Source organism: Mesorhizobium kamtschaticum (assembly GCF_056174585.1).
The window spans coordinates 4,268,395-4,284,822 of sequence record NZ_CM149691.1; the positions used below are offsets into that span (position 1 = coordinate 4,268,395).

The 16,428-nt window shown below is 61.4% G+C and carries 15 protein-coding genes and 1 pseudogene; 5 read left to right on the forward strand and 11 right to left on the reverse strand.

Annotation, left to right across the window (positions count from 1 at the left end; genetic code table 11):
* Nucleotides 1-262 precede the first annotated feature (262 nt).
* The 4 genes and pseudogenes from AC0V7N_RS21030 to AC0V7N_RS21045 all read right to left on the reverse strand — a co-directional run bounded on the left by AC0V7N_RS21030 (nucleotide 263) and on the right by AC0V7N_RS21045 (nucleotide 2,799).
* A complete protein-coding gene (locus tag AC0V7N_RS21030) occupies nucleotides 263-682 on the reverse strand; it encodes a VOC family protein (RefSeq protein ID WP_496628019.1) in 420 nt (139 codons plus the stop codon).
* Nucleotides 683-809: 127 nt separating this feature from the next.
* Nucleotides 810-1,638: pseudogene (locus AC0V7N_RS21035) on the reverse strand (helix-turn-helix domain-containing protein).
* 163 nt (nucleotides 1,639-1,801) lie between these two features.
* A complete protein-coding gene (locus tag AC0V7N_RS21040) occupies nucleotides 1,802-1,972 on the reverse strand; it encodes a hypothetical protein (protein ID WP_081850490.1) in 171 nt (56 codons plus the stop codon).
* A 41-nt stretch (nucleotides 1,973-2,013) separates the two neighbouring features.
* Entirely contained in the window at nucleotides 2,014-2,799 is a 786-nt protein-coding gene (locus AC0V7N_RS21045) for a TSUP family transporter (protein WP_475450332.1), read from the reverse strand.
* A 147-nt stretch (nucleotides 2,800-2,946) separates the two neighbouring features.
* Here AC0V7N_RS21045 and AC0V7N_RS21050 point away from each other — a divergent pair, with 147 nt between their 5' ends.
* Together AC0V7N_RS21050 and AC0V7N_RS21055 are read left to right on the forward strand one after the other, a co-directional pair.
* On the forward strand, nucleotides 2,947-3,378 hold the full coding sequence (locus tag AC0V7N_RS21050) for a TerB family tellurite resistance protein (protein ID WP_172227975.1): 432 nt from the start codon (nucleotides 2,947-2,949) through the stop codon (nucleotides 3,376-3,378).
* Between the two features lie 227 nt (nucleotides 3,379-3,605).
* On the forward strand, nucleotides 3,606-4,556 hold the full coding sequence (locus tag AC0V7N_RS21055) for a tyrosinase family protein (RefSeq protein ID WP_475450333.1): 951 nt from the start codon (nucleotides 3,606-3,608) through the stop codon (nucleotides 4,554-4,556).
* 35 nt (nucleotides 4,557-4,591) lie between these two features.
* Here AC0V7N_RS21055 and AC0V7N_RS21060 read toward each other — a convergent pair whose 3' ends face one another.
* The 5 genes from AC0V7N_RS21060 to AC0V7N_RS21080 all read right to left on the reverse strand — a co-directional run bounded on the left by AC0V7N_RS21060 (nucleotide 4,592) and on the right by AC0V7N_RS21080 (nucleotide 11,164).
* The gene (locus AC0V7N_RS21060) at nucleotides 4,592-6,214 is read right to left on the reverse strand and encodes an ABC transporter ATP-binding protein (protein ID WP_475450334.1); all 1,623 of its coding nucleotides are present in this window, start codon (nucleotides 6,212-6,214) and stop codon (nucleotides 4,592-4,594) included.
* Nucleotides 6,211-7,080, reverse strand: a complete 870-nt coding sequence (locus AC0V7N_RS21065) for an ABC transporter permease (RefSeq protein WP_475450335.1) — start codon at nucleotides 7,078-7,080, stop codon at nucleotides 6,211-6,213. The genes AC0V7N_RS21060 and AC0V7N_RS21065 overlap by 4 nt, the downstream gene beginning before the upstream one ends.
* Nucleotides 7,077-8,024, reverse strand: coding sequence for an ABC transporter permease (locus AC0V7N_RS21070; RefSeq protein ID WP_475450336.1), 948 nt, complete (start codon nucleotides 8,022-8,024; stop codon nucleotides 7,077-7,079). The genes AC0V7N_RS21065 and AC0V7N_RS21070 overlap by 4 nt, the downstream gene beginning before the upstream one ends.
* A gap of 259 nt (nucleotides 8,025-8,283) precedes the next feature.
* A complete protein-coding gene (locus tag AC0V7N_RS21075) occupies nucleotides 8,284-9,762 on the reverse strand; it encodes an ABC transporter substrate-binding protein (RefSeq protein ID WP_475450337.1) in 1,479 nt (492 codons plus the stop codon).
* 124 nt (nucleotides 9,763-9,886) lie between these two features.
* Entirely contained in the window at nucleotides 9,887-11,164 is a 1,278-nt protein-coding gene (locus AC0V7N_RS21080) for an acetylornithine deacetylase/succinyl-diaminopimelate desuccinylase family protein (protein WP_475450338.1), read from the reverse strand.
* 220 nt (nucleotides 11,165-11,384) lie between these two features.
* Between AC0V7N_RS21080 and AC0V7N_RS21085 the strand changes: the two genes are divergently transcribed.
* The 3 genes from AC0V7N_RS21085 (at nucleotide 11,385) to AC0V7N_RS21095 (ending at nucleotide 14,620) form a co-directional block, all read left to right on the forward strand.
* On the forward strand, nucleotides 11,385-11,816 hold the full coding sequence (locus tag AC0V7N_RS21085) for a L,D-transpeptidase (RefSeq protein WP_475450339.1): 432 nt from the start codon (nucleotides 11,385-11,387) through the stop codon (nucleotides 11,814-11,816).
* A gap of 265 nt (nucleotides 11,817-12,081) precedes the next feature.
* Nucleotides 12,082-13,290: a carboxylate--amine ligase gene (locus tag AC0V7N_RS21090; protein ID WP_475450340.1), complete on the forward strand. Its 1,209-nt coding sequence runs from the start codon at nucleotides 12,082-12,084 to the stop codon at nucleotides 13,288-13,290.
* Nucleotides 13,291-13,414: 124 nt separating this feature from the next.
* Nucleotides 13,415-14,620, forward strand: coding sequence for an NAD(P)-binding domain-containing protein (locus tag AC0V7N_RS21095; protein ID WP_475450341.1), 1,206 nt, complete (start codon nucleotides 13,415-13,417; stop codon nucleotides 14,618-14,620).
* On the opposite strand, the gene AC0V7N_RS21100 is transcribed toward AC0V7N_RS21095, so the two are convergent.
* Nucleotides 14,605-15,438, reverse strand: a complete 834-nt coding sequence (locus AC0V7N_RS21100; RefSeq protein WP_496627224.1) for a class I SAM-dependent methyltransferase — start codon at nucleotides 15,436-15,438, stop codon at nucleotides 14,605-14,607. The genes AC0V7N_RS21095 and AC0V7N_RS21100 overlap by 16 nt on opposite strands.
* A gap of 132 nt (nucleotides 15,439-15,570) precedes the next feature.
* Nucleotides 15,571-16,329 carry an alpha/beta fold hydrolase gene (locus AC0V7N_RS21105; protein ID WP_475450343.1) on the reverse strand — a complete coding sequence of 253 codons (759 nt, stop codon included), beginning with the start codon at nucleotides 16,327-16,329 and terminating at the stop codon, nucleotides 15,571-15,573.
* Nucleotides 16,330-16,428 lie beyond the last annotated feature (99 nt).

Consider the following 16,428-nt stretch of genomic DNA (forward strand, 5'->3'; position numbering starts at 1 on the left):
ACCTTGGCAATTAGCGATAAACGCCCCCCGCGTCGTCATCCGCGGGCGGAGCAAGGAGCGTAGCGACGCAGCGCAGACCCGAGGATCCATTCCGTGAGGTTAAGGCGTTGCAACGGTTCAGAATTCTGCTCCGCTGCATCCTTCGATAAAGGTCACGGAATGGATCCTAGGGTCTTCGCGACGGAGCTTCGCTCCTGCTTCGCCCTAGGATGACGAAGGTGGGGGCGCTTCCGGCCAATCTCGAACCCGTAGCGCTACCGGTTCAGCCCTTGTCTCCCGCCTTCGGCCAATACGTCCCGAACGACCAGACACTGCCTTCCGGGTCGCGGCAGATGAATTCGCGGCTGCCATAGTCGCGGTTCGTCAATTCCTGAATGATGGTGGCGCCGGCTTTCCTGGCCTTGGCATACGCCGCATCGGCATCGTCGACGGCGATATAGATCGACTTACCACCGCCTGAACCGGGTTCGCCGACCATCTTGCCGTAGTCGTCGTCGCGCACCGTGCCCAGCATGATCATTGAGGAGCCGAAGACCAGTTCGGCATGGTGCACGACATCGCCTTCACCATAGCGGGCGCGGACGCTGAAGCCGAAGGCCTCGCAGAGCCAGTCGATCATTTTCGCCGCGTTTTTATAGCGCAAAGCGGGGTAGAGGCGGGGGGCTTCAGTGGTGGTGGGCATAGGAACTCCTTCATCTGGGTTGGTCAATGAATCCTGTTTGTGCATGTCGTTGTCCCAAAACCGCTGCGCACTTTTGGGCGACATGCATCACTCTGTTCGAAGGCCGTTCCAGCGTCTTGAAGAAATGTTACCTGCCGAGAAGTGCCGTCGGCGTCTCGCCGGCGAGGTCGCGGAACTCGCGCACCAGATGCGCCTGGTCGGCATAGCCGCAATCGGCGGCGATGTCGGCCCAGTCCACCGTTTGCTGCCGCGACAGGCGAAGCGCCCGGTTGAAGCGAACGATGCGCGACAGCGTTTTGGGCCGATGCCGGTTGCGTCGGTGAATTTTTCCGCGAGGTGTTTGCGGCTCCAGCCCAGCCTTTCGGCGATCGATGCAACGCGGGTCCGGCCGCCTGATGTGATGATGCGGTCATAGGCCCAGGCGATTTCCAACGGCGTTTCGGCGGCGCTCGCAAGACGGGCGGCGACGAAGGCTTCGGCTAGGTCGAAGCGTGACGCCCAGTCCGGCGCATTGCCAAGCTGTTCGCGCAGCGCCATGCCCTCAGCGCCCAGCACGTCGTCGAGCACGACCATGCTGTCGGTCAGTTCGCTCATCGGCAAGCGGAAGAAACGGCGCGCGCCAAGCGGGGTGAAGTTGACCTGCACACAGCAAGCGGCGCCGAAGGACCGATCATCACCGGTCCGGCAAAGAGGCCGGCGGCGAAACTGGCGAAACGGTCATTGTCGCCGGGCGTCTTGCCGAGGCCGATGGCGAAGGGCTCGGCAAAACTGATCACCAGCGGCACGGTCAGCGAGGCGTATTCGACATTGCGAAAATGGCCGACCGCGATTTCACGATAGCCGCAAATGTCGGTGATGATGCCATCAAGTGCAGGATCGGCAAGGCGCCGGCGCATCTCGAAACGCCCTGCGATGGAGCGGTCCTGTTCCTTCCGGCGCTGCATCTCGATCGGCATCGGCCATCCTTCCGCCGAGATAAATCTACAGCAATTCCAGGAAAAGTGTGAGACGGTTTTCCGTCCGGAATTGCGTCAAAACAAAGAGATAGCCATGGGCCGGAATCAAAAGCGCCCGGCTTTTGGGCCGAGCGCTCTCCGTCCCCACTTCAAGGGAAACTTGTCAGGCGCCGCGCATCAGGCAGCCTCCGGCCAGGACGACGAAAGCGATGGTTACGATCCAGACCGAGGCCAATGGTATGAAGGCCAAGATGCCAAGGGCTGCGAGAACGCCGATGATGGCGATAACAACTGCAATGATGAAAACGATCTGTGTGGGTGCGCTGAGATTCATGTTTGGCTCCTCCTCAACATGATTCGAACAGTGGCAGTCTATCACACACCAATCATCACACGCAGCGGATTGGCCGGATCGGCCAGCAGCTTCACCGCCAGCGCCACGCAGACGATCACCAGCAGCGGCTTGATCAGTTTGGCGCCGATGCGCATGGCGAGGCTGGCACCGACGCGGGCGCCGAGGAACTGGGCAACGCCCATCATCAGGCCGATCTTCCAGGAGATGACGCCGACAGCGGCAAAGACTATGAAGCCGCCGATGTTGGAGGCGAAGTTGAGCAATTTGGTGTGCGCAGTCGCCTTGAGCACGCCGTAGCCGGCAAGGGCGACGAAGGCCAGCATGTAGAAGGAGCCGGCGCCGGGGCCGAACAGGCCATCATAGAAGCCGATGACCGGCACCAGGGTCAGTCCGAACAGGAATGGCGACAGGCGTTCGGCCCGGTCGACATCGTTCATGTTGGGCTTGAGCGCGAAATAGAGGGCAATGGCGATCAGCACCAGTGGCAGCAGGGCGCGCAGCAGGTCGCCGGGCACGATGGTGGCCAGCAGCGCACCGATGGCACTCCCCACAAGTGCCAGCAGCGCCGAGGGCAATTGCCGGCGCAGATCGACATGGCCCTTCGAGGCATAGTGGATGGTTGCCGATCCGGAGCCGAACATGCCTTGCAGCTTGTTGGTTCCAAGCGCCTCGACCGGCGAGAAACCGGCAAGCAGCAGTGCGGGGATGGTGATCAGCCCGCCGCCGCCGGCAATCGAATCGACAAAGCCAGCGGCAAAGGCGGCGAAGGCGAGCATGGCGATTGTCGGGGTGGTGAGGTCGATCATCTGATGTGTGGAGACGTCCGGTCGGCGGGATAACGGCGTTCGACCACGACAGCCCTGTTTGCGCAAGGCCGATTCCGCGCTACCTCTATCCAAGCGCATCGCGCGTGGATTTGTATTTGTGTGTCGTTAACCCGGAAAGAGGCCATGATGGCATTCGCATTGCTGGACCAGATACGCTCGATCTTTGACGGCGACCCCGGCGTGCGCAAGGTCGCGGACGATCCGGTGCTGTCGGCGGAACTCTTGATGCTCTTCCGCATGATCCTGGCCGACGGCACGGTCAGCGAGAGCGAGATGGTTGCCTTCCGGCGCATCTGCAAGGATGCCTTCGGCATTCCGGAAACCAGTATCGACGCCGTCATCGAATATCTCAATGAGTTCGGCTACGAGACCAATGGCTCGCAAGCAATCGCGCTGTTTCGCGATCTCGATGTTGAGCGACGCAAGCAATTGGCCCAGCATATGGCGGAGATCGCCAAGGCGGATTCGCAACTTGCCGAGAGCGAGGTGCGCCTGCTGCGCCGCACGCTCGACCTGCTCGACATCAGCCCGGTCGATGTGGTGAAGCCGGAAGAGTGATCGGCTTTCACCTTCGGTCGCGACGAATGGACGGAGGCTCTCACGTCCTTCTTTTAATTCCTATTTTCAAATAAAGATGATTTCGATTCTTGGTGGGGCAAGAATTGCGCATATGCTATTTTTGTTTCTGTAGCCGATAAGGAATCGTCTTTTCACTATATCACTTTGGTATAATATGGGCTTCGCTCTCCCGCCGATTGTGCGAAATTGAAGCCAATGGAGCCCGTATGGATACCCAATCCAAGAGCAAAGGTCACCGAATAGGATTTACGAATTTTGATTTTCCGAGCGCTTTTGTTGCTCGGCAATTGCGAAGGGGCAAACCTCCGAAACCATCGCCTCCACCATCGGAGGCAGTGCTAAGCCTCCGAAAGAAAATTGCTTCTGGAACGATCACGTTCGACGCCGTAAAACTTCAGCTCACCGTAAGACGAGATCAAAAATTACTTACGTCAGATGAGCAAAATCATTTCAAGAATGCGGCTCAGAAGATCGTTGATGAAGGCAAATATGCCAGCCTTGTTATGATCCATGCGGATATGAAACATATGATGCATGGATCCATGGGAAAACTAGGTTTGCTGCGGTTCCTTCCATGGCATCGGCGATATGTGTTGGAATTTGAACGGATGCTGACCGCAGCGGACGGTGAGCTGAGACCAGGAGCGGCGGATGTGATCACCTTGCCCTATTGGCACTGGGCAGATCCGTTTCCCGTGTGGTTAGACAAGTTCCTACCAGCAAAACTGCCCGGCAATAACTCAAAACCTTCTGCGAGAACGGAGAAGGCTCCCCCACCTAAACCTACTCAGGCGGACATAGACTACATTTTGGCGAATTTTCTCGATCAGAAAAAGTGGTTTGATGTCGATGACGATTTTGCATTGTTTACGTTTGGGCTCGAAGGTTGGGGGAAGCGAGCAGATGGGTCGTCATTGCCTGCGCATAATCATGTGCATGATTGGGTTGGCGGGATCATGAGTAATACGTCCCTCTCTCCTGTTGATCCCGTGTTTTGGCTACATCATGCCGAAGTCGATAGGTTGTGGCACTTATGGCAAGTCAACAACCCAGCAGGTCATCCCAACTTGACCGGCAAGTCTGCAACGATGGACCCTTGGAACGAGAATTATGTACAAATGCAGTTGATCGAAGCGCTTGGTTATACGTATCTCTGAAAAATACGGTTGCCCTGTCGAGCTGCTTTCACCTGTTACCCCTGTTCCCGCATTCGGCGCGCGATCGCCCGGTGCAAATCGGGAGCGGCGCTGACCAGCGCCTTGGCTGCTTCGGATTGCGGATGATCGAGCACCTCACTGGTCTTGCCGCGCTCGACGATCTTGCCGTCATGCATGACCAGCACCTCGTCGGTGATGGCGCGGGCAACGGTCAGGTCGTGGGTAATGAAGAGGTAGGCGATGCCGAGCTTCTGGTTGAGCTCGGCGAACAGGTCGAGGATCTGGGCGCGGATCGAAACATCGAGCGCCGAGACCGGCTCGTCGGCAACGACCAGCTTGGGACGGGTGATGATGGCGCGGGCGATCGACAGGCGCTGGCGCTGGCCGCCTGAAAATTCGTGCGGGTACTTGTCCATGTCGCGCTGATCGAGGCCGACCTCGTGCAACGCATGCGCCACCATCTCGCGGCGCTCGGCGCGCGTCGGTTTCTTCTCCAGCACATGCAGAGGTTCGGCGACCAGTTTTTCGACCTTCTGGCGCGGATCGAAGGAGCCGTAGGGGTCCTGGAACACAACCTGCATGTCGCGCCTGGCCGGCTTCAGCTCGGCTTCGCTCTTGCCGGTGATGGTTTCGCCGCGAAAGCGGATCGCCCCCAAGGTCGGCTTGTCGAGCGCCAGGATCATCCGGGCAAGCGTGGACTTGCCGCAGCCGGAGCGGCCGACCAGCGCCACCGATTGGCCAGGCGCCAACGATAGCGAAACGTCGTCAACGGCGCGGATCGGTCCGGCGCCTCTGAACAGAGAGGTGCGGCGGCCGGGATAGTCGCGGGTCACGCCTTCGACCTCGAGCAGTGGCTTGGCCGATCCGACAGCGTGAACCTTGGCGCGCGCCGGCACATGCATCGAGGCCTGCGCCAGCTGGCGCGTGTAGGGGTGGAGTTGCGCCGACAGCGTGCGCGCGGTGTCGCCGGCTTCCATCACCTCGCCATGGCGCAGGATGGTGATGCGGTCGGCCATCTCGGTCACCACCGCAAGGTCGTGCGAAATCAACAGCAGGCCCATGCGGCTCTCCGCGACGAGATCGCGCAAGAGGTCGAGGATTTGCGCTTGCAGCACGACGTCGAGCGCCGTCGTAGGCTCGTCGGCGATCAAGAGCTTGGGTTTCAGCGCGCAGGCGATGGCGATGACGACGCGCTGGCGCTGGCCGCCGGATAGTTCATGCGGATAGCGTGACAGCGGGAATTTTGCTTCGGGCAGTCCCACCCGGTCGAGCATTTTGCGCGCCCGCTCTTCAGCCGCCGCGCGGGTGGCCTTGGTGTGCCAGCGTATGCCTTCGGCCACCTGTTCGCCGATGGTCTTGACCGGATTGAGGGCGGTCATCGGCTCCTGGAACACCATACCGATGTCGTCGCCGCGCAGCGCGCACATCTGGTCCTCGGTTGCTCCGAGAATGTCGATGCCGTCGAAGGTGACGCGACCGGTGGCGCGCGCGGCGTGTGGCAGCAGCTGCATGAGCGTCAGTGCGGTCATCGACTTGCCGGAGCCGGATTCGCCGACCAGTCCCATCACCTCTCCGGGCTCGACGGAGAGTTCGATGCCTTTCAGGATCGGCGTGTCGCCGATCGCGAGCGACAGGTTCTCGATCTCCAGCAAGCTCATCGCTGCCGCCGCGATTTCGGGTCGAGGATGTCGGCGATACCATCGCCCAGGAGATTCAGGCCGAGCACGGTGATGACGATCGCCATGCCGGGAAAGATCGCCATCCACGGCGCCACCACCATGCGCGTCTGCGCGTCGAACAGCATGCGGCCCCAGCTCGGCATTGGCGGCTGCGCGCCGAGGCCGAGATAGGAAAGCCCGGCTTCGGCCAGGATGCCCAGCGCGAACTGGATGGTGCCTTGCACCAGCAGCAGCGTGGCGATGTTGGGCAGTACATGTTCGATCGATATCTGCGTGCTGCTTTTTCCCGCGGCACGCGCCGCAAGGATGAACTCGCGCGGCCAGATTGCCAGCGCGCCGGCGCGGGCAACGCGGGCAAAGACCGGAATGTTGAAGATGCCGATGGCGATGATGGCGTTGACGGCGCCCGGCCCAAAGATAGCGGTGATCATGATCGCCGATAGCAGTGCCGGGAAGGCGAAGACGAGGTCGTTGATGCGCATCAGCGCCTCGTCGACGAGGCCACCGCGCGCCGCGGCGAAAGCGCCGAGCGGCACGCCGATGCCCATGCCGATGCCGACCGCGACCAGCGCCACGGCAATCGAATTGCGGGCGCCGACCATGATCATCGACAGGATGTCGCGGCCGAAATGGTCGGTGCCGAACCAATGCGCCAGCGACGGGCCTTGCGTCTTGTCCGCTATGACCAGCTTCGTCACGTCGTAAGGCGTCCAGACATAGGAGACGACAGCCATCGCCAGGATCAGCAAGGTGATGACAAAGCCGGTGACGAAGGCCGTGTTCCTGAATGCCTTGGCCAGGATGGAGCTGAACGTCTCCTCTGACATGTCGACGTGCAGCGTCATTGCCGGCTTCTCAGGCGCGGATCGACGACCGCATAGGAAAGGTCGACGACGAGGTTGACGGCAATGACGGCGGCGACCAGCAGCATGACGACGCTTTCAACGACGATCAGGTCGCGCTGGGTAATCGCCTGGAACACCAGCCGGCCGAGGCCGGGGAGATAGAAAACATTCTCGATGATGATGGTGCCGGCGAGCAGAAAGGCGAATTGCAGGCCGAGAATGGTCAGCACCGGGATCATGGCGTTGCGCAGCGCATGCCGCCACAGAACGGCGCGGTAGGGCAGGCCCTTGGCGCGGGCGGTACGGATATAGTCCTCGTTCAGCACCTCGATCAGCGCCGAGCGGGTGACGCGCGTCAGGATCGCCGCCTGCGGCAAGGCAAGAGCGATCGCCGGCAGAAGCAGGGATTTCAGTGGCGGCCAGATGCCCGCGCTCCAGCCGGGAAAGCCGCCGGCCGGAACCAGCCGCAGCCAGACGGCGAAGACGTAGATCAGCATCAGCGCGAACCAGAAATTGGGCACGGCGACGCCAAGCTGTGCCGCGCCCATGGAAATCGTGTCGCCGGCCCGTCCGCGCCGGCTGGCGGAAAACAGGCCGACGGGAATGGCGATGATGGTGGAGAGCGCGAGTGCGATCAGCGCAAGCGGCAGCGAGACGGCAAGCCGTTCACGCACGAGATCGATGACCGGCACCGAATAGGTGTAGGAGCGGCCGAAATCGAGGCTAAGCAGGCCGCCGGCCCAGTGCAAATAGCGCAAGGCAAGCGGCGCGTTGAGGCCCATCTGGTTGCGCAGGAGTTCGACCTGGTCGGCGCTAGCGTTCATGCCCAGCATCAGCCGCGCCGGGTCGCCGGGCAGGATTTCGAGCACGGCGAACACCACGATGGAAGCCAAGACCAGCGTGGCAAGCGAGATGGCCAGGCGCTTGAGGAGATAGGCGGTCATGGATGCTTTACGACAACGGTAGCGTCGTCATCCTGGGGCGAAGCAGGAGCGAAGCTCCGTCGCGGAGACCCCAGGATCCATGCCGTGACAGAGATCAAAGAGCGCGACGGTCCAAAACCAGCGTCGCCTCTTTCTGTCTCCACTGCTGCGTCTCCCAGATTCTGCGCCGCGGGGCGCTCGCAAGTCACGGAATGGATCCTAGGGTCTACGCAGCCGCTGCGCGCCTGCTTCGCCCTAGGATGACGAAACCGAGAGAGCCTCACTCGCTCCACTTCACCTTGGTCAGGTCGTTGGCAGGAATCGGCGCGTTTTCCCACAGCCCTTGCAGCTTGGCGTCCCAGACCCCGACCTTGGGCAGTTCGTAGAGGAAGCCGACCACGGCGTCGTCGGCCAGGATCTTTTGCGCTTGCGCATACAATTCCTTGCGCTTGGCCTCATCGGACGTCAGGTCCAGATCGGCGATGACCTTGTTGAAGGCGGGGTTGTCGTAGTTGAAGTAGTAGTCCTTGCGCGCATAGATATCGATGTCGTTCGGCTCGGTATGGGAGACGATGGTCAGGTCGTAGTCCTTCTTGGTGAACACCTGGTCCAGCCACTGCGCCCACTCGACGGGGATAATCTCGAGGTTGATGCCGACGTCGCGGAGCTGCGAGGCGATGATCTCGCCGCCGAGCCGCGCATAGGACGTCGGCGGCAGCTTCAAGGTGGCCTTGAAGCCGTTCTCCAGTCCTGCCTGCTTGAGCAGTTCCTTGGCCTTGGCCACGTCGTGCGGATAGCGGCCGGTGAGGTCGACATAATATTTGTTGGCCGGTGACATATGCGAGCCGATCGGCAGGCCGAGACCGGCCGAGGCGCCGTCGATGATCGCCTTGCGGTCGAGCGCATAGGAGATCGCCTGCCTCACCTGCAGCTTGTCGAAGGGCGGCTTCTTGTTGTTGATGGACAAGATGGTCTCGCCTTCGGTCGCGCCGACCACCACCTTGAAGCGCGGATCGTCCTTGACCTGGGAGACGCTGTCGGGATCGAAGAACGGGAAAGCCTGTATGTCGCCGGAAAGCAGCGCCGGCACCGCCGCCGCGGCATCGGGAACGACGCGGAACTCGACCTTTTCGAGGAAAGCAGGGGTGCCCCAGTAATGATCTGATTTCACCAGGGTGACCGATGAACCCTTGGCCCAGCTTTCGAATTTGAAGGGGCCGGTGCCAACAGGCTTTTCCTTGTTGGTGTCGGCGGATTTCGGCGACACGATCACCGCATCGCCCCAGCCCATATTATAGAGGAACGAGCCCTGCGGGTGTGTGAGCGTCACCTTCACGGTGGCGGGGTCGACCACTTCGACCTTGTCGATGGCGGCAAAGAGCTGCTTTTGCGCGTTGAGGGAGTTTTCCGCGCGAGCACGGTCGAGCGAGAACTTCACGTCCACGGCACTGAAATCGGCGCCGTCGTGGAATTTCACGCCGGTGTGCAGCTTGAAGGTGTAGACCTTGCCGTCATCGGAAATGGTCCAGCTTTCGGCAAGATCCGGCAGAACCTCGCCATTGGGGCCGATTCGGGTCAGGCCCTCGAACACATTGGCGTAGGTGACTTCCCTGATTGCCGCGGCCGCTCCCGCCGTCGGATCGAGATGCGGGGGTTCAAGCGGAATGCCGATGACAAGATCGGTCCGGGCAGCAGACGCCGAAGTGGCGGTTGCGAACGCCAGCACGGCAGCGGCCAGAAGGGTCTTCCACAGTTTCATCGCTGAACTCCCTATGTGCTCAAATGCTCAAGCCGGCGGATAGAAGCGTGATTTCGCGCGGGAGTAAATTGCGTTTCGTGCTGTCGCACCGCGCCAGGAGAAATGTTTTTGCGCCGCGGGCCGCTCATCCAGTTGTGCCGCGCAGCAGCACGTTGAGCCCGATCGCCATCACCTTGGCCGATTCCACCATGTCCTCTATGCCGACCCACTCGTCCGGTCGGTGGGCGAGGTCGAGAATGCCGGGTCCATAGGCGATGCAGTCGTAGATGTGGCCGATGCGGGCAATGTGCTTCTGGTCGTAGGTGCCGGGCGAGATGACGTAGTCGGGCTCGCGGTCGAAGATCGCATGAATGCCTTGCGCCACCGCCTTGACCACCGGCGCGTCGCGTTCGGTCATCAGCGGCAGCACTTCCATAAGGTCGCGGATCTCGTAGTCGAATTTTTTGCGCTCGCGCTTCAGCCGCTCGAGAATGCCGGTCACTTCGCCTTTGACCGTGGCGAGGTCTTCCTCGAGCAGGAAGCGGCGGTCGATGGTCAGCCGGCAGGAATCGGGCACGTTGGGCGAGGGTAGGCCCGGCCGGAAACCCTCTGTCTGGCCGCCGTGGATGGAATTGATGTTCATGGTCGAGCGTTTTGCGCCTTCGGGCACGACCGGCATGCGCGTCATCTTGCGGTCGAGCGCCGGGAACAATTCGTCCTCGAAAGCTCTTAGCACGGCGCCCATGTGGCGCACCGCATTGTCGCCGAGAAACGGCATCGAGCCATGCGCGATCTCGCCCTTGGTCTCGATTTCCGCCCACCAGACGCCGCGATGGCCAAGGCAGATGCGGTCCTTGTTGAGCGGCTCGGGGATGATGACGTGGTCGACCCTGGGTTTGGAGAAATAGCCGAGCCGGGCCAGATGGGCGACACCGCCGAAGCCGCCGGATTCTTCATCGACCGTGCCCGATATTTCGATGGCGCCGGGAAAGTCGGGATAGACCTCCATGAAGGCTTCGGCGGCGATGATCGAGGCGGCAAGACCGCCCTTCATGTCGCAGGCGCCGCGGCCATAGACCCTGCCGCCCTTGACGACACCGGCAAAGGGATCGACGGTCCAGCCGTCACCGGCCTCGACCACGTCGATATGCGAATTGAAATGGACGCATGCGCCGGGTGACCGGCCGTCGAAGCGCGCAACAACGTTGACGCGCGGGTAGCGATCGGTGTCGCCGGGCGTGCCTTCGGCGCGGATGAATTCGGTCTCAAAACCGCGCTTCTTCAGCCGCGCGCCGATATATTCGGCGCATGGCCGGTAGGCCTCGCCGGGCGGATTGATGGTCGGGAAACGGATGAGGTCGGCGGTCAGCGCGACGACTTCATCGCGCCTGATGTCGATTGCTTGCAGGAGTCGTTCGTTCATCGGCAGAGTTGAGCAAAGAACGACGCTGCATTGCAAGCCCGCCGGCAATCAAGTCCGTGCGACGTGTCGTTGCGGCAACTATCGCGGGAAATCGTTCAAATTCGCTGCTTCGGATTGGCGAATTGATCAAGGAGTATGTGCTATCTGTTCACTGCCATTAAAAAGGTGAAAAACAAAGTGATGGCAAGCAGGCAAGGGGCAATCAAAGGGGTTTGGTCGCATGAAGAAGTCTTTTCTAGTCGCAGCGGCGATGTTGGCAACCGCGCTGTTTGGTATGCCGGCCGCAAGTTACGCGGCCATGTTGGAAGCAAGTATCGATGTGTCGTCGCAGACGATGACGGTCAGATATGGCCTGTCGGTTTACCGGTGGACCGTGTCCACCGCGCGTCCCGGCTATTTCACGCCGCGCGGCACGTACCGGCCGCAGCGCACGGCGCGGATGTGGTATTCGAAAAAGTACCATATGTCGCCGATGCCTTATTCCGTGTTCTTCCATGGCGGCTATGCCATCCATGGCACGGGCGCCGTCAGGCAACTCGGCCGCCCGGCCTCGCATGGCTGCGTGCGGCTGCACACGGCCAATGCCGCGGCCTTCTATTCGATGGTGCGGGAAGTGGGCTTCGGCAATACGCGCATTGTTGTGACGAACTAGCAGCAAGCGCGAACTCTCGTTGCCGGGCCGGAGCCCGGCGCGAGACTTTCCACTGACGGCAGCAACAATCGGCCAAGGTTTTACCTGTTCCGATATCGGCGGCTATTGCCGAGGGATATGGGGTGTGCTTTCAATGCCATTGCCTGACTGAGGACAATCAGCAGTACCGGGCGGTTTGAATTATTAGAGTTCGCTTAAATATTGCGGGCGGTCAATCGGTTCGCCGGGAACCTTGCCATAGTGTGCCGTTTGCCGGAATTGACAGATGCATCCCCAGCCAGAGACGGACGATCGTGTTCCCAGTCGGCCCGCCGGGGTGCTCATTCTTGGTGGGGCGCACGGGACGCTGGCATTGGTCAGGAGCTTCGGCGTTCAGAAAGTGCCTGCCTGGCTGGTGAGCAACGACACGCCGTTGCCCAGCTTTTCGCGATATGCCCGCCGGACAATGACGTGGCCCGGCCCCGATGACGATGGTGCCGTGGCCTTCCTGCTCGATCTGGCCAAGGTTGAGGGGCTTGACGGCTTTCTGCTGATCGCCGGCGGCGACCCTGAAGTTCGTTTTGTGTCGCAATCGATCGACCAGCTGTCCGCCGTGTTCGACGTGGTGCTGCCGCCATGGCAGCAGCTGAAATGGGTTTGTGAAAAGCCGCTTCTCTACCGCCGGGCGCGCGAACTGGGGCTTGCCGTTCCGCTGACCTATGCGATCACGTCGCTCGAGCAGGCAGAGGCAGCCGAACTTCGCTTTCCCGTCATCCTGAAGCCGAACATGGGCGGGCGCAGCCGTTTTGCGCGCGCCAAGGCCGTTCTCACCCATGACAAGGCATCGTTTTTGACAGCCTACAGATGGGCTGCCGAAGAGATCGGCAGCGAGAATGTCGTGGTTCAGGAAATGATACCGGGCGGCGGAGAGAGCCAGTTCTCCTACGCGGCGCTGTGGAACGAGGGCGCGCCGGTGGCGGAATTCACCGCCCGCCGCACGCGCCAATATCCGGTCGATTTCGGCTATACCAGCACCTTCGTGGAGGTCGTCGACGAACCGCAACTGATCGAGGCCGCGCGCCGGCTGCTTGGGTCGATCGCGCATCACGGACTGGTCGAGGTCGAATTCAAGCGCGACGCGCGTGATGGCTCGATGAAGGTGCTCGACGTCAATCCACGGTCCTGGACATGGTTTGGACTGGGCGCCGCCGCCGGCATCGATCTCGGCGCCATGCTTTGGGCGATCAAATCGGGCCAGGCGGTAAAGACAGCTGCAGCACGGCCCAATACGTCCTGGATGTATCTGGTTCGGGACATGGTGGCGGCCGTCAAGCTGATCTCGAGCGGCAGGCTGACCAAGCGGGCCTATTTCAGCTCATTCGCCAAAGTGCGGGCATGGGCGACATTCCAGGCAAAGGACCCGATGCCGGGCCTGATCGACGTGCCCTTGACTGCCTGGAGAGTGCTGACGCGGCGGCTACTTCGGCTGTTATGAGCAGGGCAATGCCTGGCCTCTCTTTCCGCAATCTTAACCGGGGAATGTTTAGGACGGCGGCGTGACTGAGTGAGTTCCACGGCTGCAGAAACCGACAGGCGAGACCGCTGAGATGACCGCTCCCATGCCCAGGACTGACTGCGAGGTGGCCGTGATCGGTGCTGGTCCTTTCGGGCTGGCTGTCGCGTCTTCCCTCAAGGCGTCAGGCGTCGATACGCTCACGCTCGGCGGCGCGATGTCGTTCTGGCGTGACCATATGCCGAGAGGCATGCGGCTGCGCTCGCCTTGGCACGCGACCTATATCGGTCACACCAAAGGTCCGCTCTCGCTCGATTCCAACGCGAAGGTCCTCGGAATCTCGCCCAGTGAACCGCTGCTGCTCGAAAACTTCGTCGACTATGGATTGTGGATCCAGGCCCAGGCGGTTCCGGATCTGGATACGCGCAGGGTCGGCCGCGTCGAGAAGGCGAACGGTGGATTTCGTCTGGCACTGGTCGATGGCGATGCCTTAAAGGCGCGCCGCGTCGTCGTTGCCACTGGCCTGATGAACCAGCAGCTGATCCCCGCAGTCTTCGACGGGATCCCTCGCGAACTGGTCAGTCATGCCAGCGAACATACCGGCTATGAGGCCTTCCGCGGCAAGCGCGTCGCCGTCATCGGGCGGGGGCAAAGCGCCTGCGAATCCGCCGCGCTGCTAAAACGAAACGGGGCCGATGTCGAACTCATCTGCCACGGCGACATCCATTGGCTGGGCTATCGGGCGCTGTTGGGAAAGCAGAGCTGGAGCTTGCGCGACTTCCTGTCGGAGCGGCTCGCATCGCCTTCCAGGGTCGGCCCGTTCCCGATTTCCTGGCTGGTCGAAGTCCCAGGCTTCGTGCACCGGTTCCCGGAAGCAGCCCGGGTCGGGCTCAACAGGCGCAGCCTCGGCGCCGGCGCGACGGGCTGGCTGAAGCCGGATTTCGACGGGATAAAGGTCAATGCCGGCAGCAGGATCATCAGTGCGTCCGCCAAGGGCAATGCCATTGAACTGCGGTTCGAGAAGGGTTCCTCCACCTTCGATCACGTCCTGCTCGGCACGGGCTACCGGATCGATATCGCCAGGCTCGGTTTGTTCGCACCCGACATGCTTGCCGCGATTGCACGCCGGGAAGGGTTGCCGGTGCTCTCCGCGGGGTTTGAATCCAGCATCCCGGGCCTGCATTTCGTCGGCGCGAGCGCGGTCGGCAGTTTCGGCCCGCTGATGCGCTTCACCGCCGGCACGCCGTTTGCCGCGCGCACGGTCGCCCGTTTCGTTCAGGGAGCCAAGGACAGAAGCTATACTGCTGCCTGAACCTGAAAGACCGCATAGTCGATCGGGCGGATCGCATCGAGGAAGCCGGGCATCGCCGGTACGGGCAGTTCCCTAAAAATACCGGTTTCGCGGATTGCTGGCCTCGCCCAGTCGATGGCGCGGTGGCTTGAGCTTCCATAGACGATGAAACAATCCCGGGGGCGGCGTTCGAGCGACGACACGAGATTTTTCAGGACGATATCGAACACGTCCTTTGAAAAGGGATTGTAGAAATAGACCACCAGCGGCGCCTTGGGAAAATCATAGGCCACCGCATCGGCCTCGACGACGCTGAGTGCCTGGCATTTCTGCGACGGATCCCTGAAACGCTCGATGTTGCTTCGGGCGATGTCCACCAGTTCCCGTGCGAACTCCACGCCGATGATCTCCGCGAACGGATATCGCGACGCCAGCAACAGTGTTCGTGATTTTCCGGAGCCGATGTCGATGAATGTATGGTTATCGAGATCGCGGGGCAGCGACTTCATGATGAAGTCGAAGGTTCTGGGCGACGTGCAGACGGCTTCGTTGCCCTTGGCGCGGTGCGGGCCGACGACAGTCAGGGCGCCGAGCTGGATCGAGCCGGCCGTATCGACGCCGTGCCGGCGATCCCATTTCCGGGCGAGACGGTCGGCAAGCATATGCCTGATGTTGCGCCGGACAAAGCCAAGGCTTGCGCCGAGCCCGTGCCGATGGACGAGCCTTATTGGCTCCAGCAGGCCATATTGACGGATATGGGACCATGCTCGGCCAAAACGGCCGAACGAACGATCTTCGAGGCCATCCCGATCCAGGCGCGGCATCTCGATATTCGTCATGCCACGGGCTCCATCCCAGTCGATGAACATCTCCTGGGGTATCTGCACCGCGCCCGTTTAAGATTTCCTGACCAGTAACGTTACGAATGTCTGGATCGAGGGCTTCGCGAGGCGCCGGGTCTGACGGGCGGGTTACTGAGCCGAGGCCTTTGCCGCCCGTTCGATCAAGCGCGCCACTTCCTCTGGCTTGGAAAGGTAGACCGCGTGGCTGGCGGGAACCTCGATCGTTTCGCTGCCGGCGCGTTTGGCCATGCTGCGTTCGAGATCGGGATTGATGTTGTGGTCTTTGCTCGCGACCAGCGCCCAGCTCTTCTTCTGGTGCCAGGCGGCCGCCGTCACCGGCGCGCCGGCGGCGGCCTTGGCCAGCATCGGTTGGGACCGGGCCATGAACTTCGCCTCGGCAGCCGGGAGGTCGGCGGCGAAATCGGCGGGGAAGGCGGCCGGATCAAGGTAGAGGAAATCGTCCTTGGTGGCGCGCAAGTCGTTGTTGGCGGGGGCGGCCTGGGAGAGCATGCTTATCGCACTTTCGCCTTTGTCGGGGATGAAGGCGGCGACGTAGACGAGGCCGACGACGTCAGGCGCATCGCCTGCCTCGGTGATGACCACCCCGCCATAGCTGTGGCCGACCAGAATTGTGGGGCCTTGTTGCAGATCCAGCACCCGTTTGGTCGCCGCAACGTCGTCTGCGAGTGATGTCAGCGGCTCCTGCACCACGCTGACCGCATAGCCGTCCTTACCAAGAATGTCGGTGACATCATGCCATCCGGAGCCATCGGCGAAGGCGCCGTGGACGATGACGACGTTCTTGACCGGATCGGCTCGCGCCGGGGCGACGGCAGCTGACAGAAGTGCGGCCACCGCGGCCGCTGCGACAGTGGATCTATTTAGCATCGAGCTCTCCTTCGCTATCAAATTTGCTCAACCATTAGGTTGAATAAAGCGTTGGCTTGACAGATTGTCAACCTTTGGGTTGAGTATTTTTGGAATGGG

Coding starts and splice junctions, on each gene's coding strand:
- AC0V7N_RS21100 (WP_496627224.1), bottom strand. CDS start 15,438: ATGACGAATATCGAGATGCCGCGCCTGGATCGGGATGGCCTCGAAGAT.
- AC0V7N_RS21095 (WP_475450341.1), top strand. CDS start 13,415: ATGCCCAGGACTGACTGCGAGGTGGCCGTGATCGGTGCTGGTCCTTTC.
- AC0V7N_RS21065 (WP_475450335.1), bottom strand. CDS start 7,080: ATGACGCTGCACGTCGACATGTCAGAGGAGACGTTCAGCTCCATCCTG.
- AC0V7N_RS21090 (WP_475450340.1), top strand. CDS start 12,082: ATGCATCCCCAGCCAGAGACGGACGATCGTGTTCCCAGTCGGCCCGCC.
- AC0V7N_RS21080 (WP_475450338.1), bottom strand. CDS start 11,164: ATGAACGAACGACTCCTGCAAGCAATCGACATCAGGCGCGATGAAGTC.
- AC0V7N_RS21030 (WP_496628019.1), bottom strand. CDS start 682: ATGCCCACCACCACTGAAGCCCCCCGCCTCTACCCCGCTTTGCGCTAT.
- AC0V7N_RS21105 (WP_475450343.1), bottom strand. CDS start 16,329: ATGCTAAATAGATCCACTGTCGCAGCGGCCGCGGTGGCCGCACTTCTG.
- AC0V7N_RS21040 (WP_081850490.1), bottom strand. CDS start 1,972: ATGAATCTCAGCGCACCCACACAGATCGTTTTCATCATTGCAGTTGTT.
- AC0V7N_RS21075 (WP_475450337.1), bottom strand. CDS start 9,762: ATGAAACTGTGGAAGACCCTTCTGGCCGCTGCCGTGCTGGCGTTCGCA.
- AC0V7N_RS21045 (WP_475450332.1), bottom strand. CDS start 2,799: ATGATCGACCTCACCACCCCGACAATCGCCATGCTCGCCTTCGCCGCC.
- AC0V7N_RS21055 (WP_475450333.1), top strand. CDS start 3,606: ATGGATACCCAATCCAAGAGCAAAGGTCACCGAATAGGATTTACGAAT.
- AC0V7N_RS21050 (WP_172227975.1), top strand. CDS start 2,947: ATGGCATTCGCATTGCTGGACCAGATACGCTCGATCTTTGACGGCGAC.
- AC0V7N_RS21060 (WP_475450334.1), bottom strand. CDS start 6,214: ATGAGCTTGCTGGAGATCGAGAACCTGTCGCTCGCGATCGGCGACACG.
- AC0V7N_RS21070 (WP_475450336.1), bottom strand. CDS start 8,024: ATGACCGCCTATCTCCTCAAGCGCCTGGCCATCTCGCTTGCCACGCTG.
- AC0V7N_RS21085 (WP_475450339.1), top strand. CDS start 11,385: ATGAAGAAGTCTTTTCTAGTCGCAGCGGCGATGTTGGCAACCGCGCTG.